The sequence below is a fragment of the Streptosporangium sp. NPDC050284 genome (genome assembly GCF_044459525.1).
Lineage (GTDB): Bacteria > Actinomycetota > Actinomycetes > Streptosporangiales > Streptosporangiaceae > Streptosporangium.
Genome location: NZ_JBITIZ010000009.1, coordinates 167,316 through 191,941 on the forward strand (window position 1 = coordinate 167,316; position 24,626 = coordinate 191,941).

Consider the following 24,626-nt stretch of genomic DNA (forward strand, 5'->3'; position numbering starts at 1 on the left):
CCCGGTCTCCTCGCGTCGCGAGGGGCCGGGCTTTTCCCGTTCCGAGATCTGAGGGTGCGCCGCTCCCTGCCCCTTTCATTTTGTACCAGATTCGCGCGCCTCATGAGACATCAAAAAGTACTTCATACTGCCCGTTGCGAACCGACCCGACGAACGATGGGGGCAACGGAATTGGGTTACGTACGGGGTTTCGAGGAGATCGACTCGACGGATATCGCGGACGTCGGAGGAAAGGGGGCACACCTGGGCGAGCTCTTGCGAATCAATGACATTCGCGTGCCGGACGGCTTCTGCGTCACGACGGAGGCCTTCCAGCGGATCGTGGCCGAGGCGCCGTCGATCGACGCCCAACTCGACCTGTTGTCGCGGGTGAAACCGGACGACCACGCGGCGATCCGCACCCTGAGCGCCGAGATCCGCCGTGTCGTCGAAGGCGTGACGATCCCCGACGACCTCGTGGCGGCGATCAGTGAGTCGCTCGCCCGGCTCGGGGAGCAGGAATCCTACGCGGTGCGTTCCAGCGCAACGGCCGAGGACCTGCCGACCGCGTCCTTCGCCGGTCAGCAGGACTCGTACCTGAACGTCGTGGGCCTACCGGAGATCCTTGCGCACATCCGAAAGTGCTGGGCCTCGCTGTTCACCGAGCGGGCGGTGACCTACCGGCGCCGTAACGGCTTCGACGACCGCAGGGTGCGGATGGCCGTGGTCGTACAGCGGATGGTGTTCCCCGACGCGGCCGGGATCCTCTTCACCGCCGATCCCGTGACCTCGAACCGGAAGATCGCCACCGTGGAGGCCGGCTGGGGGCTCGGCGAGGCGCTGGTCTCCGGCCTGGTCGCCGGGGACGTATACACGGTGCGCGACGACCAGACCGTCACCACGGCGATCGCGACCAAATCGCGGTTCGTCCAGGCGTCGCAGGCAGGCGGCACCCAGGAGGCACCCGTCGAGCCGGGGCGCCAGACACAGCCGGCTCTGACGGACGCACAGGTCGTGCGTCTGGTGCGGCTGGGCCGGCGCATCGAAGCGCACTTCGGCAGGCCCCAGGACATCGAATGGTGCCTGGTCGGAGATGACTTCCACATCGTGCAGAGCCGGGCGATCACCACCCTGTTCCCCGTCCCGGAAACCGACGACCAGGACAACCACCTCTACGTCTCCGTCGGCCACCAGCAGATGATGACCGACGCGATGAAGCCGCTGGGACTCTCGGTGTGGCAGCTGACGACCCCGCGGCCGATGCCCGAGGCGGGCGGACGGTTGTTCGTCGACGTGGCTCCCGCCCTGGCGACGCCCGCGGGGCGCGCGAGCATCCTGGGAACCCTGGGCAAGTCCGACCCGCTGATCAGGGACGCGCTGCAGACCGTCCTCGACCGCGGCGACTTCATCCGCTCGGTTCCCGGCGAGGAGTCTGTCGCCGCCCCGGCCGGTGCCCCACCCGCGCCGATCGAGACCGATCCGGCCGTCGTCACCGAGCTGATCCGGCACAGTCAGGAGTCCGTCGCCACCCTGCGGAGCGAGATCCGGACACTGTCCGGGACGGCGCTGCTCGACTTCATCCAGGCCGACATCGCGGAGCTGAAGCGCATCCTGTTCGATCCGCGGAGCCTTCAGGTGATCATGGCGGGGATGGAGGCGGCCTGGTGGCTCAACGACCACCTTGAGGCGTGGCTGGGGGAGAAGAACGCGGCCGACGCGCTCACGCAGTCCGTCCCCCACAACGTCACCTCCGAGATGGGGCTGGCGCTCCTCGACGTCGCGGACACGATCCGGCCGCACGCCGACGTCGTGACGTTCCTGCACCGCGTCGTGGACGAAGGCCGGGAAGGCGACGGCTTCCTGAACGAGCTGGCCGAGCTCGCCGGCGGGCAGGAGGCGCGTGACGCCATCCGTGGCTACCTGGACGAGTACGGCATGCGCTGCACGGGCGAGATCGACATCACCAGGACGCGCTGGAGCGAGCAACCCGCCACGCTCGTGCCCACCATCCTCGGCAACATCAAGAACTTCGAGCCGGGCGCCGGCAAACGACACTTCGAACAGGGACTCCTGCAGTCACGAAGGAAAGAGGAGGAGCTTCTGACGCGACTGCGGGCCCTGCCCGACGGGGAGCAGAAGGCCGAGGAGACAAAGCGGATGATCGACCGCGTCCGCACCTTCGCCGGATACCGGGAGTATCCCAAGTACGGCAAGGTCAGCCGCTACTTCGTCTACAAGCAGGCGTTGCTGCGGGAGGCTGATCGTCTCGTCCGCTCCGGCGTCCTGCGCGAGAAAGAGGACATCTTCTTCCTTCGTTTCCCGGAGTTGCGAGAGGTTGTGCGTACCGACGACGTGGACGCCGAACTCATCCTGCAAAGGCGGGAGGCGTTCCGGTCGTACGAGGCGCTCACGCCGCCCCGGGTCCTCACCTCGGACGGCGAGGTCATCACCGGCCGGTATCGGAGGGAGGACGCCCCGCCCGGCGCGCTGGTCGGCCTCCCTGTCTCGGCCGGGACCGTCGAAGGCCGTGCCCGGGTCGTCACGGACATGGCGCGGGCCGACCTGAAGGCGGGCGACATCCTGGTCACCGCCTACACCGACCCCGGCTGGACACCCCTGTTCGTCACCATCGCCGGGCTGGTGACGGAGGTGGGCGGTCTGATGACGCACGGGGCGGTGATCGCGCGGGAGTACGGCCTGCCGGCCGTCGTGGGCGTGGAGCAGGCCACCCGGCTGATCCGGGACGGGCAGCGGATCCGCGTGCACGGAACCGACGGGTACGTCCAGATCCTCGCCTGAGCCGATGCGGTCTCCCGGCCCCCTTGAATCTTTCAAGGGGGCCGGGCGCGGCTCGCGATCGGCGGACCGAAACATCAGGTACACGCCTTCAGGGCCGGTGTCCGTGGAATTTTCATCAACGTCGCTGGTCGCACGTTCTCCCGTGCGGTCGTTTCCCTGGAAGACGACGAATTGACCGGCGGTGGATTCGGACTTCGGGATCCCCTCGCCGTGACGGTTGTGGCTCTGTTGAAATCGCTCGACTGTTGACCGTGCCGGGCGAGAATGCTGAATTCGCGGTGGCCGATGTCAGAAGTATTAAGGAGGAACGGAGATGTTCGCCGCGAAACTGCTTCGTCGAGGACTGGCGGTCGGATCCGCACTGCTCGTCACCGGGGCGTTGGGCGTCGTGGGCCTGGCGCAACCCGCCGCCGCGACCAGCGCCGTACTGTACGGCAGGGTGGAGTGCTCCAATTCCAACCACTATGGAAATGTCAGCACCTGGTATCCCTCGAACGTGATGATTCGTGCCGGATCGTCCTCGATAACCCCCGGCCTGGTCAGCGTCCCCGGCACGTACGCGTTCCAGTTCGCCCAGACCCTGCCCGCCGGGAGCACATCCGTGGGGATCCAGGCCCTGTGCAGCAGCGGCCACTCCCCGTACGGCGACTTCACCGGAACGGTCACTTACACCACCATTCCCGCCGGGACAACCAGCATCACCGCGAGTTGGAGGTGCTCCACGGCACCGGTCAACCCTGGCCCGTGGATCACCGACTGCACCCTGCAGTCGGCGTCGTTCAGCTAGATCTCGTTCCGTTCCGGCGAGTCCGCGCGTCTGCGGTCAGGCCGGAGCCGGGTGAGGTGAGTGAGGACTCCCAGGCCGGTGAGCGAGTTTCCCGGAGCGGGCATCCGGGGTCATCGGCATCACGGGCGGCTCCCTTTGAGGGGCCGCCGGGGGTCTTGGCGGCCGGTTGCCGGCTCGTTAGACGGTTTGTTTGACGGTGTCCGACCGCTCGCGCTCGATCCCGGGCGCGAGCCACGCCGAGGTGCGTGAGGCACGGTTTGATGGCCAGGGCGCCAAGATGGTGCGGAAGATGCAAAATTGCAATCGACTCCAAATTTTGAGTAGGCTCCACACATGTCTGAGGGCCTGCGCGAGCGCAAGAAGCGACAGACCCGGCAACGTGTCTCCGATGTGGCCCTCGGCCTGTTCGTCGCGCGTGGCTTCGACAACGTCACGATCGCCGAGATCGCTGCGGCTGCCGAGGTGTCGGTCAACACCGTTTACAACTACTTCCACACCAAAGAAGACCTCGTCCTGCCCCCGGAGGAGGCATCCCCGCAGCGACTGGCCGACATGGTACGCGGGCGTGACCCCGGCCAGTCGGCGGCCGATGCGGTCCTGTCGCGGCTGCGGCAGGAGGTGAGCGGGCACGAGCGCAAGGTCGGGCTGAGCGAGGGGTTCGGCCGCGTGCTGGAGATGATGCGAGCCGCGCCCACGCTGACCGCCCGGCTTGAGTGGCTTGCCCACCAGATGACCGCCGAGCTGACCGCCCGGTTGGTCCAGGAGACCGGAGCCGAGCCCGGTGACCCGGTGCCGGGGGCTGTCGCCTGGCAACTTGGGAGCCTGCACAGCATGGTCCTGTCGGAGATCGGCAGGCGGACCGCGGCCGGTGAGCGGCCGGACGCCATCGCCGCGGACGTGCTGGAGCTGATCGACGCCGCGGAGGGCCTCATGGGGGAGCGCCTGCTCGGCTATGCCGTACGAGAGGGATGAGCAGTTGTTCAGAGTGACGATCAGAGGAAAGTTCACCGGGCTCGACGACGCGGGGCGGGCGGCCGTCCTGGCCGCGAGCGACCTCGCTTACACCGAGGCCGGGACGTTCACCCACGATCAAAGCGTGACGGCCTTCACCTTCCGCTGCCAGGTTCCGGCAGGCCCGGACGACGGCCAGGACGAGGCGGCGCTTGGCGCGATGGTCGCGCTGGAGGCGCACGGGCATTCGCATGAGATCTTGCAGCTCGCGGTGACCGACATGCGCGAGATCAAGATCCGTCCCAGGGGGCGGCGGATGTGACCGCCGGGCCGGCCTCGGCATGGATCCCTCCGGCCGCAGCCCCGACAGCGCTGCCGCTTCACGGCGACATCGCCGGCTACGTTGACAGCCGTGCCCCGGCTGGTGCCTTCGGGTAAGTCATGACGGTGTCCACGCTCAGCGTGGTTGTTGTCCGTCGCGGTTGCCGATCACTTTCGGCGGGACGGAGTGAGAGCGCCGCCTCCGGGTGGGTGTTGGGAACGGATGCCGGAGCCGCCTCCGGGAAAATCATCGGAAATGAACCTTTCATCCGTTTTGTAGCGTATGGCCAGTTCCAGGCCGGTCGCCTTCCGGGAAGCATGCGCCACGGTTGCTCCGGGGCCGGGGAGTGGGCGACGGTGGTGACCTTCTGGCGTGAGGACTCCGCCCTCACTCGGCGCGCCAGGACTCGTCATCCCGGCATTCGAAATCCCGGCCTTCAAAAGGAGACCTTCACACGATGAGGTCACGTACGCTCCGACTTCTGCGCGACCAAGTGCACGTGTCCGACGGCGTCACCGTCCACCGAGTCTCGGTATGGCGGATGGTCGTCGCGGCCGCCGTCGCGATCGCGACCGCGCTCATGTTCACCACCGTGATGGCGGCCCCCGCCTCGGCGCACGGCTCGATCAGCGATCCGCCCTCGCGCAACTACGGCTGCTGGGAGCGCTGGGCAGGTGACTTCCAGAACCCGGCCATGGCCCAGCAGGACCCGATGTGCTGGCAGGCCTGGCAGGACAACCCCAACGCGATGTGGAACTGGAACGGGCTGTTCCGCGAGAACGTCGGCGGCAACCACCAGGGCGCGATCCCGGACGGGCAGCTGTGCAGCGGCGGCCGGACCGAGAACGGCCGTTACCGGACCATGGACACGGTGGGCGCGTGGAAGACCGTGGACCGTCCCTCCTCGTTCACGATGAACCTGCTGGACCAGGCCTCGCACGGCGCGGACTACATCCGCGTCTACGTCACCAAACAGGGCTTCAACCCCAAGACCCAGGCGCTGAAGTGGAGTGACCTGGAACTCGTCAACGAGCTGGGCAAGAGGCCGACGGGCACCACCACGGCCATCCCGGTGAACGCGCCCGGCCGTACCGGCCACCACATCGTCTACACCGTCTGGCAGGCGAGCCACCTCGACCAGTCGTACTACTTCTGCAGCGACGTCAACTTCACCGGTGGCACGAACCCCGACCCGACCCCCACGCCCACTCCGACCCCCACCCCGACCCCCACGCCGACCCCGACTCCCACGCCCACCCCGACCCCGGGTCCGGGCGGCGGCTGCTCGGCCACCTACCGCATCGCCTCCGACTGGTCCAACGGCTACCAGATCGACGTGAACGTGACCGCAGGCTCCAGCGCGATCACCGGCTGGACGGTGAAATGGAACCTCGCGGGTGGAGAGAGCATCCAGTCGGCGTGGAACGCGACCGTGACCAGCAGCGGGGTCGCGGTCACCGCCCGCAACGCCGCCTACAACGGCTCGCTGGGCGCCGGCGCCTCCACCACCTTCGGACTCGTCGTCTCCGGCTCCAGCAGGAACATCCCCGCCCTCACCTGCACGACGACCTGACCCTCTTTCACTGAACGGGCACACGTCGGCCCCCCGCCGAAAGGCGGCGGGCCGACGACGGCCGGAAGCCGCACGTGTAGCAGGCGGGAACCTCCGCCCTTCGGGGCGGAGCGGATGTCAACGAAAGTCCTGACCTCCCGCAGGGGACGCCGCGGACTATCCCGGTACGGACTTTCCCGGTACGGCGATGGAGGTCACGACCAGGCCGTCGGAGACCAGCCAGCGGCCGGTGAAACCGGTCAGCTCCCGGCCATCCACGACAGGGCCGGGGACGAGGAGGCGGGCGGTGAACGTACCGGAGGGGGAGAAGACGAGGTGGGCCTCCTCGAAGCCGAGCCAACGCCTGGCCAGCGGGAACCACGCCTTGTAGACGCTCTCCTTGGCGCTGAACAGCAGCCGGCCCCAGTGCACGTCGCCGTCGAGCCGCGCGAGCGCGGCCCGCTCCTCGGGCAGGGAGACCGCGGGCAGGATGCCGTCGGGGAGCGGCTCGTGGGGCTCGGCGTCGATGCCGATGGTGAGCGCGTCGCGGGAGACGGCCGCCGCGCGGTATCCGGCGCAGTGGGTGATGGCGCCCACCACCCCGTCCGGCCACACGGGGGCGCCGCGCTCACCGGGCAGGATCGGCGCGGGCGGCAGTCCGAGCTCGGCCAGGGCCTGACGCGCGCAGTGGCGCGCGGTGCCGAACTCGCGCCGCCGCTTCTCCACCGCGCGGGCGACGGCCTCCTCCTCCTCGGGGAACAGCACGACGTCCGGCGGGTCCTCGAAGCGCTCCGAACTCGCCACCCACGGCGGCAGGATCTTCTCGATCACGAGGCGGCCTTGGGGCTGGGCAGGATGCGCCGCAGCTGACCGGGTGCGGTGGACCTGGGACGCCACTCGCGGGGATAGCCCAAGGAGACCTCCTCGAAGCGGATACCGTCGTGCCAGGTGGTCCTGGGGATGTGCAGGTGGCCGTAGACGACCGCGGCGGCGTCGAAGCGCAGGTGCCAGTCGGCGGTGCGCTCGGTGCCGCACCAGATCGCGAACTCCGGGTGGTACAAAATCAGGGTGGGTTCGCGCACCAGCGGGTAGTGGTTGACCAGCACCGTGGGCACCCCGGGCGGCCTGGCCTCCAGGCGCCGTTCGGTCTCGGCGATCCTGGCGTCGCACCAGGCGTCCCTGGTGGGGTACGGGTCGGGGTGCAGCAGCATCTCGTCGGTGCACACCACCCCCTTGTCGTACGCGCGGGCGAGCGCCGCCTCCTTCGTGGCCACGCCGGGCATGCGGAAGGTGTAGTCGTACAGCACGAACAGCGGGGCGACGGTGACCGGGCCGCCGGGGCCGGTCCAGGTGAGGTAGGGGTCCTCGGGCGTCGCCACCCCCAGGTTCCGGCACACCTCGACCAGGTGCCGGTAGCGCTCCTCGCCGCGCAGCTGGACGGGGTCGCTGGGATGGGTCCACAGCTCGTGGTTGCCGGGCGCCCACACCACCTTCTCGAACCGTTCGGCGAGCAGCCCCAGGGTCCATTCGACGTCGGAGACCTTCTCTGAGACGTCCCCGGCGACCAGCAGCCAGTCGGAGGGGGAGGTGGGCCGCAGCTTCTCGACGATGCTGCGGTTCTCCTGGTAGCCGATGTGCAGGTCGCTGATGGCCAGCAGTGACGTCATGCGCGGCCCGTCCTCCGAGAAGTGGTGTCTCCCGGCCTGAGTCGCGCGCTTCGCGAGCCGGTGGCTCCCGGCACGAGACCCGTCACCGGCGACCCCGCCATCGGTGAGCCGGTGGCCGAAGCGGGCCGCCCGCCGCGCGTCGCCACCGTGAGCGCCCGCACCGTCCCCTCGTTCTCTTCCACGTTTCCCAGCACCGCCGCCTCCGTCTCGCCCTCTTCCCCGGGCGCGGTCACGACCCCGTGATCGTCGAGCAGAAGAACCCTCTCACGACCGCTCCCGTAGGCACACCCCAGCCCACCTCCGAAGGCATCAAGTATGGCAATACTCATACAGTTTGAGCAGGCGGTGACGATCCTTAACGTATGACGACATTCGACAGCATGCCCCCGTGCTGCATCGCACCTCCCGACCTGCTTGAAGCGGTCGCCGAACACGGAACCCCCGCCGAGCGGGAGTCCGCGCTGAAGACCCTCGCCACCTCGGAGAGCGCCCGAGCGCAGCGCGCCTCGTTCGGTGGCGCGCTGCGTCAGCTCAATCTCACCCTCTCCGACGTCGAGCCCGCTCCCGGCATGGTGCGTACGGTCTACGACGTCGAGAACGGCGGCGACTTCGACCTTCCCGGCAGGAAGAGGCGCGGGGAGGGCGAGCAGCGGAAGATGCGCGCCGCCTGGCAGCAGGTCGGGGTCCTCTAGCGGCAACGCCGTCCGGTCAGGGCTCGCGGACTGTCGACCCGCCAACGGGGACCGATCGGCGCCCCGGGCGCGACCGCCGCGCGGACGACGATGTGAGACGTCACGCGCGGGACCTCTTCGCCGCGTTCACCGGGCAATGGAGTTTTTCTCCGGCGGGGAGATCTCCGGCGCTGACCATTCGCTCCACGCGTAAGACGGCACCTTGTAGAACAAAAATCCATATAAGATTACGGACAGGGTTATTCCGGCCGCGGCTTAATGCAATTGACATCTTTTGGAGACGCTCGCAGAATGGCGCGCAGGTCGGCCTCCGCCACAGATCACCTTGACGATCAGTCGGTCGGCACACAGCGTTGTGGAATGCCGTCGGCGAAACCGCACGTCTACCGATGTGCGGTTTTTCGCACCTGCTCCTTCCCGGCCCCCGGCTTCCGGGGACAACCGGAGGCGTCTCCGGCCGGCCCCCAGTACGACATGCCCGATTGTTCGGTGGACATTGCCCGGTGGAAGGAGAGGCCGCAGTGGCGACGGTTGAGGTGGTGGCGAGGCGCTGGTCCCTGGTGGGCCGGGACGCGGAGCTGAAGGCGTTCAAGGCCGTCCTCCATGAAACCGGCTACAAGGGTTTCCTCATCTTCGGTGAACCCGGCGTCGGCATGACCCGGCTGGCGGAGGAATGTCTGGCCGTCGCAGCTCTGCGGGGGCACGCCGTGGGCCGCGCCGCCGCGACCGGCGCGGCGGCGGAGATCCCTCTCGGAGCGATAGCGCATCTCCTGCCGGACGGCGTGGACCTGTCGGATCCCATCGCGGGTTTCGCGACGGCGGTCCGGCTCATGTCGCGGGCATACACCGCGACGGCCCGCCTCGTTCTGCTCATCGACGACCTGCACCTGCTCGACTCCGCCTCGGTCATGCTGTTGCGCCAGCTCATGGAGACCGACGCCGTCTTCCTGGTGGGCACGGTGCGCTCGGACGCCTCTTCCCTGGAGAGCGTCGTGACGCTCGGGCGAGGCGACGCCGTCCACCACGCCGACCTCGCGCCGCTGACGTGGCGGGAGGTGAACGAGCTCCTCCAGCACGCCCTGGCCGGCCACGTCCACCGCGAGACCGTCGACCGATTACACGCCGCGAGCGGCGGCAATCCGCTCTATCTAGGCGAACTGGTGCGTGGCGCGCTGGCCGAGGGCAGGCTGACGAACGACGGGGAGGTCTGGCAACTGGCCGCCACCGAGCCCCTTCCGGTCACCCGTCGCCTCACGGACGTGATCCGCCACCGGCTCGCGACGGTGGCGCCGTGCGGCCGTCGTCTCCTCGACGTCCTCGCGCTGTGCGGTCCGGTGTCGGTGGCCGACCTCGAACATGAGCCCTGCACCGAGATCCTGGACGAGCTGGAGCGAGCCGGGCTCGTCACCGTCGTGCGGGAGGGGCGGCGTACGTACGCCCGCCTGGCGCACCCTCTCTACGCGGAGGTGCTGCCCCCGGGCATCACCGAGGGGCGGCGGCAGGAGATCCTGCGCGAGCAGGCGGACAGGCTGGAACGGACCGGCTCGCGCCGCCGGGAGGACGCCATGCGCCTGGCCTCCTACCGGCTCGCCGGCACCGGCAGCGCCGATCCGGCCCTCCTCCTCCAAGCCGCCCGGCTCGCCGCGCACGGCGACGACCATGCCCGCGCGCTCGTCTTCCTCCGGGCAATTCCCGAGGACGAACTCACCTTCCCGGCCCTGCTTCTGCTCGGCCGCACGCTTTCCGAGGCGGGCCGACCGCAGGAGGCCGAGGACGTGCTGCGCAGGGCCGACGGGGAGGCCACCAGGGAGAGTCGCACGCTCGCGGTGGCGTTGGCGCGCACCCACAACCTCATGTGGTGCCGCGGCACAACCCGCGAGGAGGTCGTCGCCGCGAACGACGCGGCGCGCGACCGCGTCACGAGTGCCGCAGGCCTGTGGGCGCTGCGGGTGAACGAGGCCAACATACTCTCCAGCCTCGGTCGCCACGCCGAGAGCCTCGACCTGCTCGACGACATGCGGGACGAGGAACCGGCGGTGGGTGACATCGCGGGCGTGGCGGCGTGGACGGCCGCCGCCGCGACAAGGTCGAGTGCGCTGTCCTTTCTCGGTCGCAGTGAGGAGGCGGTGCCGTGGGCCGAGCGGGCCGTGGCCCTGTGTGCGAAGGCGAGGACGGAGGGCAGGGGTCACGGCCCGCAGGAGGCGGCCGCGTGGTCCGCGCTCGTTCTGGCCCTGACCGAGATCGGACGTCTGGAGAAGGCTCGAGTCACCGCCGAGCGCGCCCACACCGACTCGGGCTGGGTGCCGACCGGGTGGCAGCGTACACTCCTGGTCTTCCCGCTCGCCCGCAACGCCTGGATGGCCGGCCGCCCGGCCTCGGCGCGCCGCTGGTACGCGGAGATCGCGCACGACACCCGCCCTCAGGGAGTGATCCTGCGTCCACTCGCCCTCACCGGGCTCGCGGCGGCCGCGGCGCTACAGGGTGACGTGCGCGCGGCGGAGGCCGCCCTCACCGAGCACGCCGGGCTCGCGGTGGCGGTGCGCGTGCCCGAGGAACGGCTCGGCGAGGCATGGACGCACGTGGCGCGGGGAGAGCGGGGGGCGGCCAGGAGAGTGCTACGGGAGGCGGCGGCCGAGGCCCGCGAACGAGGGCAGTTCTCCTCCGAGGCCACGCTGCTGACCGACCTCGCGCGGCTCGGCGGCGCCGCGGAGGCGGCGAACCGTCTCGCGGAGCTCGCGAAGGCCGGAGGGCCCTTCATCACCGCCCGGGCACGGCTGGCGGTCGCGCTGGCCGCCGGCGACCGGGACGGCCTGATAGCGGTGGCGGACGACTTCGACCGGATGGGGGCGAGCCTGTTCGCGGCAGAGGCGGCGGGCGCGGCAGCGGAACTGTGGCGCCGCTTCGGGAACCCCCGGCAGGCCTCCGCCGCCGCCGCGCGGTCGGCCGCCGCCGCGGCCCTGTGCGAGGGCGCGCGGACGCCCCTGCTCCAGGCGGCCGACGCGGCCGTGCCGCTCACGGCCAGGGAAAGGGAGATCGCGAGCCTGGCCTCCAGAGGGATGTCCAGCAAGGACATCGCGGCCAATCTGACCATCTCCGTCAGGACGGTGGACAACCACCTGCAGCGCGTCTACGCGAAGCTCGGCGTATCGGACCGCCAGGAGCTGACCGGCCGGCTCGGCCGCACGAACAGGTGAACCGGTCGGCCGTGCAGTCCGTGCCCCTGTGCACGGGCGACGCGGCCGCGGACTCGCCGAGTCCCGCCCGCCTTCGTCGGCGGGGCGGGACCCGGGTGGCGCGGGCGGCGTGTCAGGCCGCTTCGAGCCAGTAATCGGAGACCCCGAACAGGCAGCCGGGCTCAGTCCGTGGGGGGCTCGTGAAGCTCGTCCAGCGGCCCTCGACGACCGCCGCCGGTTCACTGCGGTAGGTGAAGCCCCACGAGCAACTGGTGACGAGCCGGACCCGCGCGCTCGTGACATAGGGTTTGGTATGGCACTCGTTCGCGAAGGCGCGATAGCCGGTCGGCTGGTAGCTGTCGTAGAAGGTTCCGGTCGCCCACGCCGGACAGGCCACCTTGTCCGTCTCCAGATATTTGTATGCGCCCGCGGCGGCCGGAGAGGCCGGGCCCAGTACAGCGAGCACGGTGAGCGCGGCGAGCGCGGTGGTGCCCGCTTTCCTGACAATATTGTTCATGGCGTTTCCATATCCTCTCGAATTCACTGCGGGCGTTTTCACAGGGCGGAGGCGAGCGCCACCGCGACGCCTTCCGAACCGAGGGTGAGCTTGCTCTGCGGCAGGTTGCTGGCGTAGCAGCTGAACTGGGCGAAGCAGAGGTTGACCGAACGCGCCATGTGGGAGTGATAGGGCGACCCGACGCCGGTGGTGTTGGTTCCGATCGGCGCGCCCACGAGGGCATTGACCGCGTCGGTGACCAGGCCCTGCGGGTAGACGACAGAGGACTTGTCGGTGAAGTAGTCACGTCGGCTGTACGGGGCCACGGAGATGACGCGGGTGCTCTCCCAGCCGGAAACCTGGTTCGCCGTGCAGTAGGAGAACGCGTGATGCCAGGTGTAGATGGTGGTGCCCGCCCAGGACGTGAGCGTCAGCGGGTAATCGACAGCCCAGCATTTCTGCTGGTAGGAAGCCTGTGCGGCGCGCAGCGCGGAGGAGTCCCGGCCGCCGGACCGCTGGGGCGGGTCGACCTTGGTGACGACCGGATCGCCCGCCTTCACCGACACCGGCACCGTACGGGCCAGCTGGGGGTCGTCCTTGATGATCTTGAGTTCCGCGGCGGTGGCCTTGCCCGACACGGCGTGCTCGATGGCCGCCCTGACGTCGGCCTCGGAAGGGCCGTCCGCGGCGGTCGCGGGGCCCCCGGCGAGCGTCACCGCCGCGGCCGCGACAGCGAGTCCCGCGGATAAGGTGCGGAGCTTCATTCTCATTGTCCCTTTCGAAATTGGAATGCTTTTTTCGACAAGGGAAACTTTTTCAGCTGTGGAATTCGAGAGGTAGAGTACTGACTACTCATTCCTCCGTGCGTGACTGCTCATGCTCACCACGAACGCCGGAGTCGTGCGACACGATCCTTCGATCGTCGTCCCGCCCGCTCCTCCGCTGCCCGACGAGCACCCCGTGGGCCGGAGCCATCGGTGCCACCCCGGCCAGGTCGAGAACCTCTACTGTGAACGGCGACGATCGATTAGGGCGCTCATCCGATCACCTTGGTCGACGGCCGGGTTCGCGGGTGACCTGGAGTCGATCCACCACCTCGACGACGGGCGCCACCGTCCTTTGCCGAGACCTGGACCGAGAGGCCCTGGGCCTAGAGACGCACGTGTTCCGCCGATCCGGTGGGCATCCAGTGGAATCGGTCGCCGACCTGCTTGGATGCTCGTGGCAGGTCGCGTTCGATGCCGTCGCGACCCTGGCGGAAGTGCCATCGGCGTCGACACGGCCACCATCGTGTTCGGGATTTTCGTGTACCGGCGGGTCTGGGCGGGCATTTCGCCTCCCCGGAACCGTGGGGAGGCGGTCTGCGGGTGGATGCCCTGCGACCCGCCCGCGCGGCACGCTTCACCCGCGCATCGAAAGATACGTTCGCTCGGGTTTTTGCGAGTAGTTCGGAATCCCTCGCTATCGTGATTACCGAGCTTTTTCGGAAAGGCTCCGGGCGCGTCCGCCGACCTCGCTGAACAGGAGGTCCCAGTCCGCCAGGAAGCGGCCGAGACCGTAGCGGGTCAGGGCGGCGGCGCGGGCGGCCCTGCCGGCCTGTACCGCCCGGTCGGGATCGGCGACGAACATCTCAAGGGCGCCTGCCAGAGCGGAGACGCGGGTGGAGACGACGCCTGCCTCGGAGGGGACGGCTTCGACGGCCTCGGTGCCGGCCACGGCGACGACGGGCATGCCCAGGAGCATGGCCTCGATGAGGGACAGGCCGAGGGAGGTCCACCGGTAGGGATGCAGGTAGACGCGGCGCCGGGCGAGCGCGGCGTGCATCACCCGCTGCGGCAGGTCCTCGAAGGTCCGGTAGGGCAGGCCGGTGACCTTCATGCCGAAGAGGTCGAGCGGCACGGCCTTGGCGAGGGTGGGCAACAGATCGGTCCCGGCGATCCGGTGACGCCTGACGGGTTCGTTGACGACGACGCCCGCGCGCGGGAGGTCGCCGGTGTAGCGGTAGGCCGATCACCGTGGCCGGTGACGGCGGGCAGACCAGGTCGGTCTGCTACGTGGACGACACCGTCAGCGGGATCCTCGCCCTGGCTCACAGCGGGTTCGAGGGCCCGGTCAACATCGGCAACCCTACGGAGCTGACCATGCTTACCCTGGCCGAGACGGTTCGTCATCTGACCGGCTCCGAGTCTCCGATCCACTTCGTCGGCCGCCCGCTCGACGACCCGGAGGTTCGCCGTCCCGACATCTCGCTCGCCGCATCCAAGCTGCGATGGCGGCCGAGCGTCGATGTCGCCGAGGGACTACGCCGCACCATCGACTGGTTCGACCGGGAGATCCACGGGCAGCGGGAGATCACGGATGTGAGCCGTTGAACCGGAGCCCGGCGCCGCGCGCCGCGCGTCGCGCGTCGGCCACCGGCCCGGAACCTCATTCCTCCAAGCCGGACCCGGGACCCCGGCGAAGGCGGGATCCGTGTCGTGGCAGTGCGAGATCAGAAGATCTCCGGCGCGAAACCGTTCGGCAGGCCGGCGGGATGGACCCGTTCCCGCGCGTGACGGTGGTGGTGGCCACGCGCAACCGCCGCCACGACCTGGAGCGCTCGCTACCGCGCCACGAGTCCCCGGTGATCTTGCTTGACAACGGTTCCACCGATGGCACCCCGGCTCTCGTACGACGAAGGTTTCCCCACGTGCGGGTCGTCGAACTGGGACGCAACCTCGGTGCACCGGCTCGCAACCTCGGTGTGGAACTCGCCGGGACACCCTACGTCGCCTTCGCCGACGACGACTCCTGGTGGGCGACCGGCGCGCTCGAACGCGCTGCCGACGTGCTCGACGCCCATCCCCGCCTGGCGGTACTGGCGGCGCGGATGCTGGTGGGGATGGAAGAGCGCCTTGACCCGATATGTAGGGACATGGTGAATTCTCCTCTCGCAGTCGAATCAGACCTTCCCGGTCCGTCCGTTCTCGGCTTTCTGGCTTGCGGAGCCGTGGTGCGCCGGAAGGCGTATCTGGCCGCCGGCGGTTTCGACGACGTCATCTTCTTCCTCGGGGAGGAGGAGCGCCTCGCCCTGGACCTGGCCGCGGCGGGCTGGGGACTCGCCTACGTCGACGACGTCGTCGCTCACCACCATCCCTCCGCTTCCCGCGACGTGAGCCGCCGTCGGGTCCTCGCGTCCCGTAACGCGGTGCTCAACGCCGTCCTGCGCCGGCCGTGGCCGGTGGTGACGCGTACCGTGCTCACCGCCGCGTGCGAAGGCCCGGCCGGATGGCGAGGACTTGGATACGCCCTGCGGAAGCTGCCCCGGGCGCTGGCGAATCGCCGTACCCTCTCGCCTCTCGTCGAGGCGGCGCGAAGATCGTTGGATGTCTACGGACGGTGTGGACGCTCCCGCCGGTAGTGAGGACGGCCATGACCTGCGCCGGGGCTCGCGTCGCGCGAGCCGGACGACGTCGGCTGTGCTGGAAAGGCGGTCCGACCCTCGGTTGCGGGTCCTCCCTCCCGCTCTCTTTTCCGATTCTTTCGGCATCATTTAAGTCATTTTCAAATGAGTTTGACCATGCGAAGCTCCATGCTGTTATCAGTTTTGGCGCGAGAATCCCCTCTTAACGGTTCACTGATGGCATGATTCGCCAATGTGTGCGGGTAGCAGGAGTTACGGGGTTCCCCCGCGCCTGTTGATTTTATTGCGCACCGGCGGCAGATGTGTCCACGTATGAATTGCTTGGTGCGCGTGAAATCACATTTGCGGGGAGCTCTTTGGATATATGGAGGTATATGTGAAACGCGTCATCGTCACCGCGGCCGTCGTCCCCCTCGCGGCGGCCACGTTGGTATCCCCGGCCCAGGCCCGGCGGGTGGTCGCCGAACCGGTCGTGGAAGCCGAGTACGTCGTCCTCTACACCGAGGGCGCGCGCCCGGCGGACGCCCGGCAGGCCATCAGGACGGCGGGCGGAAGCATCCTCAGGGAGAACACCGCGATCGGCGTCGCCACCGTCAAGACGGCGAACACCGACTTCGCCGAGGAGGTGCGCGACGCCGCCTCGATCGACGACATCGCCCACAACCGGTCCATCGGCAGCGTGCCCTCCGCCAGGAGGGGAGCGGCGGGCCACGCGACCGTGCGGGCGAGTGCCGTGGAGAAGGCCGGTGACGGCGCCCCCGCCGCCTCCACCTTCGGCGCACCCGCGCCCGCCGCGGAGCCGCTGTCGGAACTCCAGTGGGACATGAAGCAGATTCACGCGACCGTCGACGGCTCCTACCGCCACCAGCAGGGCGACCCGGGCGTGTTGGTCGGTGTCATCGACACCGGTGTCGACGGCTCCCACCCCGACATCGCACCCAACTTCAACCGCGAACTGAGCCGCAACTTCACCGTCGACATTCCCGTCGACGCCGACGGCAACAAGGTCGACGGCCCGTGCGAGGCCGAGCCGGACCGCTCCTGCGACGACCCGGTGGACGTCGACGAGAACGAACACGGCACGCACGTGGCGTCGTCGATCGCCTCGCCCCTCAACGGGCTCGGCATAGCGGGCGTGGCGCCCAAGGTCTCGATCGTGAACCTGCGGGCCGGTCAGGACTCGGGATTCTTCTTCCTGCAGCCCAGCGTCGACGCGCTGACCTACGCCGGTGACATCGGCGTCGACGTGGTCAACATGAGTTATTACATCGACCCGTGGATGTTCAACTGCGTCGACAACCCGGCGGACTCTCCGGCCAACCGGCAGGAGCAGGCCACGATCATCAAGGCGATGCAGCGGGCGCTCACCTACGCGCACGACAAAGGGGTGACCCTGGTGGCCGCGGCGGGCAACAGGGCCTTCGACTACACCAAGGAGATCGTCGACGCCTCCAGCCCCGACTTCGCCGGCGTCCCCGGCGAGTCGCCCTACTCGCGCACGATCCCCCCGAGCTGCGTCTCCATGCCGAGCGAGGCCAAGCATGTGATCTCCGTGTCCGCGACCGGCGTCAGCAGGCGCAAGGCGTACTACTCCGACTACGGCAACGGCTACATCGGCGTCTCCTCCCCGGGCGGCGACGTCTACGACACCGCGAACGGCGACCGCGACGTCACCAGGGCGACACTGGCCGCCTATCCCAAGTCGCTGGCCGAGGCGCGCGGCCAGCTCAACCCCGACGGCACGCCCAACGTCACCAACGTGGTCCGCGACTGCAAGGGCGACGTCTGCGGCTACTACGTGTATCTCCAGGGCACCTCGATGGCCTCTCCACGCGCGGCCGGGGTCGCCGCGCTGATCGTGAGCGAGTACGGCCGGCGCGACCGGGTGCACGGAGGCAAGATGCTCCGTCCCGTCGTCGTGGAGAGGGCCCTCAAGGGCACCGCGACCAGGACGCCCTGTCCCACCCCGCCCGCCCACACCTACACCCGGCACCTGCCGGACGGCGGCACGGCGACCTCTACGCAGACGTGTGAGGGAGGCGCGTCGCGAAACGGCTTCTACGGCTACGGGATCGTCGACGCCCTCCGGGCGGTCCGCCGGTCGGTCCACTGACCCTAACGGCGAGGCCCGGCGTCCGCCGCGCGGCGGACGCCGGGCCTCGCCGTTTTTACGCCTTCTTGCGCCGTGGGTTGACTTACCCGCAGCCCGGCCCGGGGATGGATCGTCAGATGCCACCGGTCACGGGCCATACGCCTGCCGTCGGACAAACGCATCCAGACGTGGTGTCGCTTGCGAAGTCTCCTGTGGACGAGAAGGAGTGATGCCCATGGCCGCCGTCACACGTGGGACCGACCGGTCCCGTGAGCGGACGGACCCCCATCCGGGACGGAAGGCGACCCCGCCCACCCGTACACAGGCCGACGCGCCGCCGCAGGTCACCGGCGCGGGAGTGACGGGTCCGGCCGTACGGGCGGCCGGCGTACTCGTCGCGGGTGTGGACGGGCCGGCCGGTGAGGGAGACCTGGTGACGAGGAGGGGCGCGTGAGCCCGGTCGTGGTGATCGGCGCCGGTCTCGGAGGTCTCGCCGCCGCGGTCCGGCTCGCCGCCGCCGGGCGGGACGTCACGATCGTGGAGGCGAACGAGGTGCCGGGCGGCTGCTGCGGCACGGCCACCCTCGGCGAGTACCGCTTCGACACCGGCCCCTCGGTGCTGACCATGCCGGAGGTCCTGGCCGACGTCTTCGCCGCCGCCGGACAGGACATGGAGAGCATGCTTCCGCTGCGGCGCCTGGACCCGTACTACCGGCTGCGCTACCACGACGGCTCCCACCTGGACCTGGTGGCCGGGGAGGAGGCGATGACCGAGCGGGTGCGCGCGCTGAGCGGCGCCGCGGAGGCCGCGAGATACCGGCGTTTCCGCGCCAGGCTCGGCGAGCTCTTCGACATCGAGTGGCCCGCGTTCATCGACCGCGACATGACGAGGCTGCGCGACCTCGCCCAGCCCCGCGTCCTGGCGCGCCTCGCGGCCCTGGGCGGCTTCCGCAGCATGGACTCCCTCGTCAGGAGCCACCTCACCGACCACCGGCTGATCAAGGCGCACACCTTCCAGGCCCTGTACGTGGGCCTGCCGCCCCGCCAGGCGCTCGGGATCTACGCGGTCATCGCCCACATGGACACCGTCGGGGGCGTCTTCTTCCCGCGCGACGGCGGGATGCACGCCATCCCGGTCGCCCTGGCGACGCTCGCCGAGAAGGCGGGCGCGCGCATCCGGTACGGGGTCCGCGCCGTGAAGGTCGAGGCAGGATCCTCCGGCGTCCGTGGGGTGAGGCTCGACACCGGAGAGCGCCTCGCGGCCGGGAACGTCGTGGTCGCCTGCGACCTGTCCCGCGCCCACACCGGGCTGCTCCCGAAGGGCGCGGGCGACTGGCGGCTCCGCCGTCCCCGCTACTCGCCCTCCTGCCTGGTCATGCACTTCGGCCTGGACCGCCACCTGGCCGGGCAGGCGCACCACACCCTGCACTTCGGCAGGGAGTGGGAGGCCACCTTCGACGCGCTGCGCGCCGGGAGGCCACAGCCCGACCCGAACCTGCTCGTCACCTACCCCGAGTCCGACACCGGCGCCGCGCCGTCGGGCCACGCCACCCTCACCGTGCTGGAACCGACCGCGAACCTGCGTGGCGGCGCCGACTGGGAGCGGCTCACCCCGAAACTGGAGGACCGGCTGTTCGGCAGGCTCGCCGACCTCGGTTACGGCGATCTGTCCGCCGCGCCGAGGCTCACCATCGACCCGCCCGCCTGGGCGCGGCTCGGCCACTCGGCGGGCACCCCGTTCGCGCTGGACCACCGCTTCGCCCAGACGGCCTGGTTCCGGCCGGCCGGGGCGGCCAGGCGCGTCCCTGGACTGCACTTCGCCGGAATGTACACCGCGCCGGGGGTCGGGGTGCCACCGGTGCTGATCTCCGGCAGGCTCGCCGCGGAACGCGTACTGGAGACCCCCCGATGACCCTGACCGCCAGTTACGAACTCTGCCGCAGGCTCAACGCCCGGCACGGCCGCTCCTACTACCTGGCGACCCTGCTGCTGCCCAGCTGGAAACGCCCGCACGTGCACGCCCTGTACGGCTTCGCGCGCTACGCCGACGAGATCGTGGACTCCTTCACGATGACCGGCGACAGGGCGCGGGCACTCGACGACCTGTCCGCCCGGCTCACCGAGGCCCTGGCGGGCGAGACCACCGGCGACCCGGTGCTCCCCGCGTTCGCGCAGACCGTGCGCTCCTTCGACATCGACCACCGCGACATCGACGCGTTCCTGAGCTCGATGCGGGCCGATCTGACCGTCACCCGCTACCCGACCTACGACGACCTGCTCGTCTACATGGAGGGCTCGGCCGCGGTGATCGGCACCATGATGCTGCCCGTTCTCGAACCGCTGCCCGGCATGGAGGAGAAGGCCCGCGAACCGGCTCGCCAGCTGGGGCTGGCCTTCCAGCTGACCAACTTCCTGCGTGACGTCGCCGAGGACCTGGAACGCGGCCGGGTCTACCTTCCACTGGAGGACCTGGACCGGTTCGGGGTGAAGGTCGCCGATCTGGAGGGCGGCGTCACCACCCCCGAACTGCGCGAGCTGATCGCCTTCCAGGCTCGGCGGACCAGGGACCACTACGCGCGGGCCGAGGAGGGGTTCGCCATGCTGACCCCCTCCTCCCGGCCGTGCATCCGAGCGGCCTTCGAGCTGTACGGAGGCATCCTCGACCGGATCGAGACCGCCCGCTACGACGTCCTCGGCGCGAGGATCGTCGTACCCCGGCGACGACGACTGTCGATCTTCGCGCGGTACCTGCTCGCGGCGTCCGCGGCCGACCGCGCCGAACGCCGCGTGATCGTCGAGATTCCTTGAACCGGCCGGGCGGACGTGTCGCGAGGTTTCGGGTCGTGAGGTCATTCGATGAGAGGCCGCCGAAGGCGAGGGGAGTGGGTGCGGGTGTGGGACCGCCGGGCGCGGGGTCGTCCGGTGAGAGACCGTTCGACACCGTCTTCTGTGTCGCTGTTGTCGTTGTCGTGGGGAGAGTGTGATGGCAGAGCCTGTGGTCGTTGACGCGATGGGCGGAGACCACGGACCGATCGAGACGGTCGCCGGGGCGGTGGCCGCCCATCGCGAGCTGGGGGTCCCCGTGCTGCTGGTGGGCAGGGCGGGGGTCATCCGTGCCGAGCTCGACCGCCACGGCGCCGTCTCCGAGATCGGCGTGGTGCACGCCGAGGACGTCGTCCCGATGGCCGAACGGGGCGCGGGAGCGGTCTCCTCCACCACGACGAGCCTCACGGTCGGCTGTGATCTCGTACGGCGAGGAGCGGCCTCGGCCTTCGTGTCGGCCGGATCCACGGGCGCGGTCGTCTCATGTGCCATCCGTGGCATCGGCCGTGCCCCGGGCGTCCTGCGGCCGGCCCTGGCGATCGCGCTGCCCTCGGTCACCGGTGGCGCCACCGTGCTGATCGACGCGGGAGCCACCTCCGACCCCACACCGGAGATGATCGCCCAGTTCGCGTTGCTCGGAGCCTCCTACGCGCAACTCGTGCTCGGCGTCGCCGACCCGTCGGTGGGCCTGCTGTCGATCGGCTCGGAGCCCGGCAAGGGCAACCGGCTGACTCGCAGGGCCGGTGAGCTGCTTCCCGAACTGCCGTTCCGCTTCCACGGCAACGTGGAGGGCCACGACGTGCTCGCGGGCACCGTCGACGTGATCGCCACCGACGGCTTCACCGGCAATGTGGTGCTCAAGAACGTGGAGGGTTCGGTACGGGCCGCGCTGACGCTGGTGGCGCGCTCGGGGATCGCCGGGGCCGAGGAACTGAAAACGGTGGCCGACCGCTACGATCCCGAGACCCACGGCGGGGCGGCGCTGCTCGGGCTGAGCGGTACCGTCGTCGTCGCGCACGGCTCCTCGCGGGCGGCGACGATCGCGCGTGCCTGCGCGGTGGCCCACGACCTCGCCGAGGGCGGGGTCGTCACCCGCTTCGGCGACCATCTCACCGCGGGACCCGCTCGGTGAACGGGGGCGGGCGGCCGGGTGCTCCCGCGTTCCCGGACGCGGGGCGGGCGTCTCACCACGGCGTCCGCCCGTTGGGCGGAGGTGCTCCCGTGCTCGCGGTGCGCGCGTTTCACGGTGGTATCCGCGTGTCGGGCGGGGGCGGGACCCCGGCCCCGGGACAGGACGGACCGGGGTGGGTCAGGCCAGGGGGTCGGCGCCGTCCCAGGTGCCCTCACTCGCGTAGGGGGAGAACCGGGCGAACAGCTCCTCGGAGTACCAGTTCTCCTCGCGTGTCCTGCCGATCACGCGCCGGTGTGCCGCCCCCTTGTGGGCGAAGTCCCGCACCGCCGCGGCGTCGCGCCACACCGAGAACGTGCCCTGCCTGGCCAGCGGCCACTCGCCGACGCCGACCGAGGCGAGGCAGCCGTCCTGCTCCGCCAGCAGGCGGTCCACCCCGGGAACCGAGCGATAGAACGCCACCAGCCGGGAGGGCCGGATCGACGCGCGGGTCAGCACGACGACGGGCCCGCCGGGATCGATCCCGGGCGTGCTCGCGGGAAGCGGGCCGAACGGCTCCACCCCGTTCCAGCTGCCACGTGAGGCGACGGGAGCGAGCCGCACCTGCCAGGACTCCCGCGCTTCACGCCGCCAGCGCGCCACCACCGGCGACTCGTCCAGGAAGCGGTCCAGGGCCCGCTCGTCGCGCCACACCGCGAGCAGGGCCCAGCGGCGCAGGTCCGCGTCCATGCCCGTCGACGCTCCGCGCCCTGAGCCGAGCAGCCGCCAGAACACCAGCCCCGGCGTGTTTCTCAGCACCGGCCGGTCGAACGCCATGTAGCGCATAGCCCTTAGATCCGCGTATCTCGTGAGATGGAAGGAAACGATGGTTCCGCTGCTCGTCTCGGTCATCGGCGGCTACCTTCTCGGGTCCGTACCGGTCGCCGTGCTGGTCGCCCGCGCGTACGGGTTCGACCCCCGAGAGGTCGGCGACCGCAACCCCGGCTTCTGGAACGTCAGGGAGCGGCTCGGCTGGCGGGCCGCCGTGCCGGTCTTCGCGGGCGACATGCTCAAGGGCACGTTCGCGGGGCTGCTCGCCCTGTGGGTCAGTGGCACGCACCTCACCTGGCCCGGCGGGGTGAGCGGCGACAGCACGGTGCCGGTGTATCTCGCGGTGGCCGCGGCCATGGCCGGGCACGCCTGGCCGGTCTTCGCCGGGTTCAGGGGCGGTCGCTCGATTCTCACCTTCGCGGGCGGCTTCGCCGTCATCTGCCCGCCGGGTTTCCTGCTCGGCGTGGCCGCCCTGATCGTGGCCGCCCTGGTGACGCGGTCGTTCGCGATCGGGGCGCGCGTCGGTGTCTTCGGCCTCCCGCTGCTGCAACTGCTCTTCGCGCCGGTCGCGTACGTGGCCGGGACAGGGCTGCTCATGTGCCTCATCGGGCTGCGCTTCGGTCAGGCGGCGCGGAACTCCCGCCCCTCGTGACCCGGCCCGGCCACGTGGTCGTCGGACCCGGCCGGGAACGCGTGGCCGTCGTGACCCGCTCCGGCGACATGGTCGTCGTGTCCGGTCCTGGACGTCCGCCCGTCGTGACCTGCCCCGGCGGCGTACCCGTCGTGACCTGGCCGAGGCGGGAGACCGTCGTGGTCGCCGGGTAGGTACGGCCCCGCCAGCTGCGCACCGGGCGCAACGTGGCCTGCGTCAGCCGCAGGGCCGCCAGCGGATCCAGCAGCGGGGAGAGCAGCACGCCCAGCCCCGGCCGCGTGTAGCTGCCGCGCAGCGCGCCGGCGAGCAGCGACCGTACGGTCAGCAGGGCCAGGTCGAGCCGGGTGGGACGGCCGGTCACCAGCCGCAGCACGGGCAGTGCGGCGGTGAGCCAGACCACGGCCAGGTCGGCGGCCTGCCAGCCGGGCGCGGTGACGTCGCGCAGCGACAGCGACCGCCCCCACTCCCGCCACACCTCGGCGGCGGAATCGTGCATGTCGACCTCCAGCAGTCCTCCCGCGTCCAGGAATCCCACGGACCATCCGTCCGCCGCGAGGGTCCTGGCCAGTGCCACGTCGTCGGCCATGTGCCCGCGTACCCGCGCGAATCCCCGGGCGTCCAGCATCGCCGTGCGGTGGAAGGCCGTGCACTGGCCGTTGGCCACCGTGCGGTGCGGGGCCGGGGGAGCCGAAGGACCGATCGGGCCGAAGCGGTAGACGAGCGTTGCGAGGAACGACGCGTGCAGCGCCTGCTCGGCCACCCCCTCGCACACGAACCTGGGTCCCGCGCTCACCAGGTCGTACTCTCCCAGGGTCGCGGTGAGCGCGCCGATGAGCCCCGGCGCGGGTCTGGCGTCGGCGTCCAGGGTCACCACGACGTCGCCTCCGGCGGCCTCGACCCCCTGCTTCAGCGCCCACTGCTTGCCCACCCAGCCCTCGGGCAGCGGCGCTCCCGCGATGACCTTCGCGCCGAGTTCGGCCGCGAGGAGCGCGGTGCCGTCGCGTGACTCGTCGTCGACGACGACGATCTCCGCGACGTCCGGATCGGCGAGCAGCGCCGACAGGCACGGGCCGATGCGGGCCTCCTCGTCGCGGGCGGGGATCACCACCGAGACGCGCGGCGGCGCCGTCCGGGCGGGAACCGGCACGGGCGGACGGTCTCGCGCCGTCCGGGCGGGAGTCGGCGCGGGCAGGTGGTGGTCTCGCGCGACGGTGAGCGGGGGCAGGCGGTTTCGCCCCCTGGCCAGCCGTACCGCCACGACGAGCGCGGCGGCGGCCTGCAGAGCGGTGAGGACTCTCAT

21 protein-coding genes and 1 pseudogene are annotated in these 24,626 nt (G+C 70.3%); 15 read left to right on the forward strand and 7 right to left on the reverse strand.

Annotated elements, in window-relative coordinates; translation table 11 throughout:
• Positions 1-156: 156 nt before the first annotated feature.
• The 5 genes from rph (at position 157) to ACIBH4_RS22045 (ending at position 6,411) form a co-directional block, all read left to right on the forward strand.
• On the forward strand, positions 157-2,778 hold the full coding sequence (rph, locus tag ACIBH4_RS22025) for a rifamycin-inactivating phosphotransferase (RefSeq protein ID WP_399172696.1): 2,622 nt from the start codon (positions 157-159) through the stop codon (positions 2,776-2,778).
• Between the two features lie 313 nt (positions 2,779-3,091).
• A complete protein-coding gene (locus ACIBH4_RS22030; RefSeq protein ID WP_362516952.1) occupies positions 3,092-3,565 on the forward strand; it encodes a hypothetical protein in 474 nt (157 codons plus the stop codon).
• Positions 3,566-3,898: 333 nt separating this feature from the next.
• Entirely contained in the window at positions 3,899-4,537 is a 639-nt protein-coding gene (locus tag ACIBH4_RS22035; protein WP_362770302.1) for a TetR/AcrR family transcriptional regulator, read from the forward strand.
• Complete coding sequence (locus tag ACIBH4_RS22040; RefSeq protein WP_362516946.1) at positions 4,518-4,838, forward strand: DUF6204 family protein; 321 nt, start codon at positions 4,518-4,520, stop codon at positions 4,836-4,838. Before ACIBH4_RS22035 ends, ACIBH4_RS22040 begins: the two co-directional genes overlap by 20 nt.
• 457 nt (positions 4,839-5,295) lie before the next feature.
• The gene (locus ACIBH4_RS22045) at positions 5,296-6,411 is read left to right on the forward strand and encodes a lytic polysaccharide monooxygenase (RefSeq protein ID WP_362516943.1); all 1,116 of its coding nucleotides are present in this window, start codon (positions 5,296-5,298) and stop codon (positions 6,409-6,411) included.
• Positions 6,412-6,567: 156 nt separating this feature from the next.
• On the opposite strand, the gene ACIBH4_RS22050 is transcribed toward ACIBH4_RS22045, so the two are convergent.
• On the reverse strand, positions 6,568-7,221 hold the full coding sequence (locus ACIBH4_RS22050; protein WP_362768738.1) for a 4'-phosphopantetheinyl transferase superfamily protein: 654 nt from the start codon (positions 7,219-7,221) through the stop codon (positions 6,568-6,570).
• Positions 7,218-8,057 carry a metallophosphoesterase gene (locus tag ACIBH4_RS22055; RefSeq protein WP_362516937.1) on the reverse strand — a complete coding sequence of 280 codons (840 nt, stop codon included), beginning with the start codon at positions 8,055-8,057 and terminating at the stop codon, positions 7,218-7,220. The genes ACIBH4_RS22050 and ACIBH4_RS22055 overlap by 4 nt, the downstream gene beginning before the upstream one ends.
• Before the next feature lie 362 nt (positions 8,058-8,419).
• Here ACIBH4_RS22055 and ACIBH4_RS22060 point away from each other — a divergent pair, with 362 nt between their 5' ends.
• Both ACIBH4_RS22060 and ACIBH4_RS22065 read left to right on the forward strand, forming a co-directional pair.
• A complete protein-coding gene (locus ACIBH4_RS22060; RefSeq protein ID WP_362768741.1) occupies positions 8,420-8,749 on the forward strand; it encodes a hypothetical protein in 330 nt (109 codons plus the stop codon).
• Between the two features lie 521 nt (positions 8,750-9,270).
• On the forward strand, positions 9,271-11,943 hold the full coding sequence (locus ACIBH4_RS22065; protein WP_362516931.1) for a LuxR C-terminal-related transcriptional regulator: 2,673 nt from the start codon (positions 9,271-9,273) through the stop codon (positions 11,941-11,943).
• A gap of 112 nt (positions 11,944-12,055) precedes the next feature.
• Here ACIBH4_RS22065 and ACIBH4_RS22070 read toward each other — a convergent pair whose 3' ends face one another.
• The 3 genes and pseudogenes from ACIBH4_RS22070 to ACIBH4_RS22080 all read right to left on the reverse strand — a co-directional run.
• Positions 12,056-12,439, reverse strand: a complete 384-nt coding sequence (locus tag ACIBH4_RS22070) for a hypothetical protein (protein WP_362516928.1) — start codon at positions 12,437-12,439, stop codon at positions 12,056-12,058.
• Between the two features lie 38 nt (positions 12,440-12,477).
• Positions 12,478-13,182 carry a hypothetical protein gene (locus ACIBH4_RS22075; RefSeq protein WP_362516925.1) on the reverse strand — a complete coding sequence of 235 codons (705 nt, stop codon included), beginning with the start codon at positions 13,180-13,182 and terminating at the stop codon, positions 12,478-12,480.
• 706 nt (positions 13,183-13,888) lie between these two features.
• Positions 13,889-14,422, reverse strand: a pseudogene (locus tag ACIBH4_RS22080) (glycosyltransferase); the annotation flags it as partial.
• A gap of 11 nt (positions 14,423-14,433) precedes the next feature.
• Between ACIBH4_RS22080 and ACIBH4_RS22085 the strand changes: the two are divergent.
• The 7 genes from ACIBH4_RS22085 to plsX all read left to right on the forward strand — a co-directional run bounded on the left by ACIBH4_RS22085 (position 14,434) and on the right by plsX (position 21,867).
• Positions 14,434-14,790 carry a hypothetical protein gene (locus ACIBH4_RS22085; protein ID WP_362516922.1) on the forward strand — a complete coding sequence of 119 codons (357 nt, stop codon included), beginning with the start codon at positions 14,434-14,436 and terminating at the stop codon, positions 14,788-14,790.
• Between the two features lie 161 nt (positions 14,791-14,951).
• Positions 14,952-15,818, forward strand: a complete 867-nt coding sequence (locus ACIBH4_RS22090) for a glycosyltransferase (RefSeq protein ID WP_362768744.1) — start codon at positions 14,952-14,954, stop codon at positions 15,816-15,818.
• A 379-nt stretch (positions 15,819-16,197) separates the two neighbouring features.
• On the forward strand, positions 16,198-17,934 hold the full coding sequence (locus tag ACIBH4_RS22095) for a S8 family serine peptidase (protein WP_362516915.1): 1,737 nt from the start codon (positions 16,198-16,200) through the stop codon (positions 17,932-17,934).
• Positions 17,935-18,148: 214 nt separating this feature from the next.
• Positions 18,149-18,367: a hypothetical protein gene (locus tag ACIBH4_RS22100; RefSeq protein WP_362511661.1), complete on the forward strand. Its 219-nt coding sequence runs from the start codon at positions 18,149-18,151 to the stop codon at positions 18,365-18,367.
• Complete coding sequence (crtI, locus tag ACIBH4_RS22105; protein WP_362511658.1) at positions 18,364-19,824, forward strand: phytoene desaturase family protein; 1,461 nt, start codon at positions 18,364-18,366, stop codon at positions 19,822-19,824. Before ACIBH4_RS22100 ends, crtI begins: the two co-directional genes overlap by 4 nt.
• Positions 19,821-20,720: a phytoene/squalene synthase family protein gene (locus ACIBH4_RS22110; RefSeq protein ID WP_362768747.1), complete on the forward strand. Its 900-nt coding sequence runs from the start codon at positions 19,821-19,823 to the stop codon at positions 20,718-20,720. Before crtI ends, ACIBH4_RS22110 begins: the two co-directional genes overlap by 4 nt.
• A gap of 175 nt (positions 20,721-20,895) precedes the next feature.
• Positions 20,896-21,867 (forward strand): phosphate acyltransferase PlsX, encoded by a 972-nt coding sequence (gene plsX, locus ACIBH4_RS22115; RefSeq protein WP_362511652.1) that lies wholly within the window; start codon positions 20,896-20,898, stop codon positions 21,865-21,867.
• A gap of 177 nt (positions 21,868-22,044) precedes the next feature.
• Here plsX and ACIBH4_RS22120 read toward each other — a convergent pair whose 3' ends face one another.
• A complete protein-coding gene (locus ACIBH4_RS22120) occupies positions 22,045-22,689 on the reverse strand; it encodes a spheroidene monooxygenase (protein WP_362768750.1) in 645 nt (214 codons plus the stop codon).
• A gap of 40 nt (positions 22,690-22,729) precedes the next feature.
• On the opposite strand from ACIBH4_RS22120, the gene ACIBH4_RS22125 reads away from it, so the two are divergent.
• Entirely contained in the window at positions 22,730-23,326 is a 597-nt protein-coding gene (locus ACIBH4_RS22125; protein ID WP_362511646.1) for a glycerol-3-phosphate acyltransferase, read from the forward strand.
• Here the strand turns inward: ACIBH4_RS22125 and ACIBH4_RS22130 are convergent.
• Positions 23,277-24,626, reverse strand: a complete 1,350-nt coding sequence (locus ACIBH4_RS22130; RefSeq protein ID WP_362511643.1) for a glycosyltransferase family 2 protein — start codon at positions 24,624-24,626, stop codon at positions 23,277-23,279. The two genes, ACIBH4_RS22125 and ACIBH4_RS22130, sit on opposite strands and share 50 nt — an antisense overlap.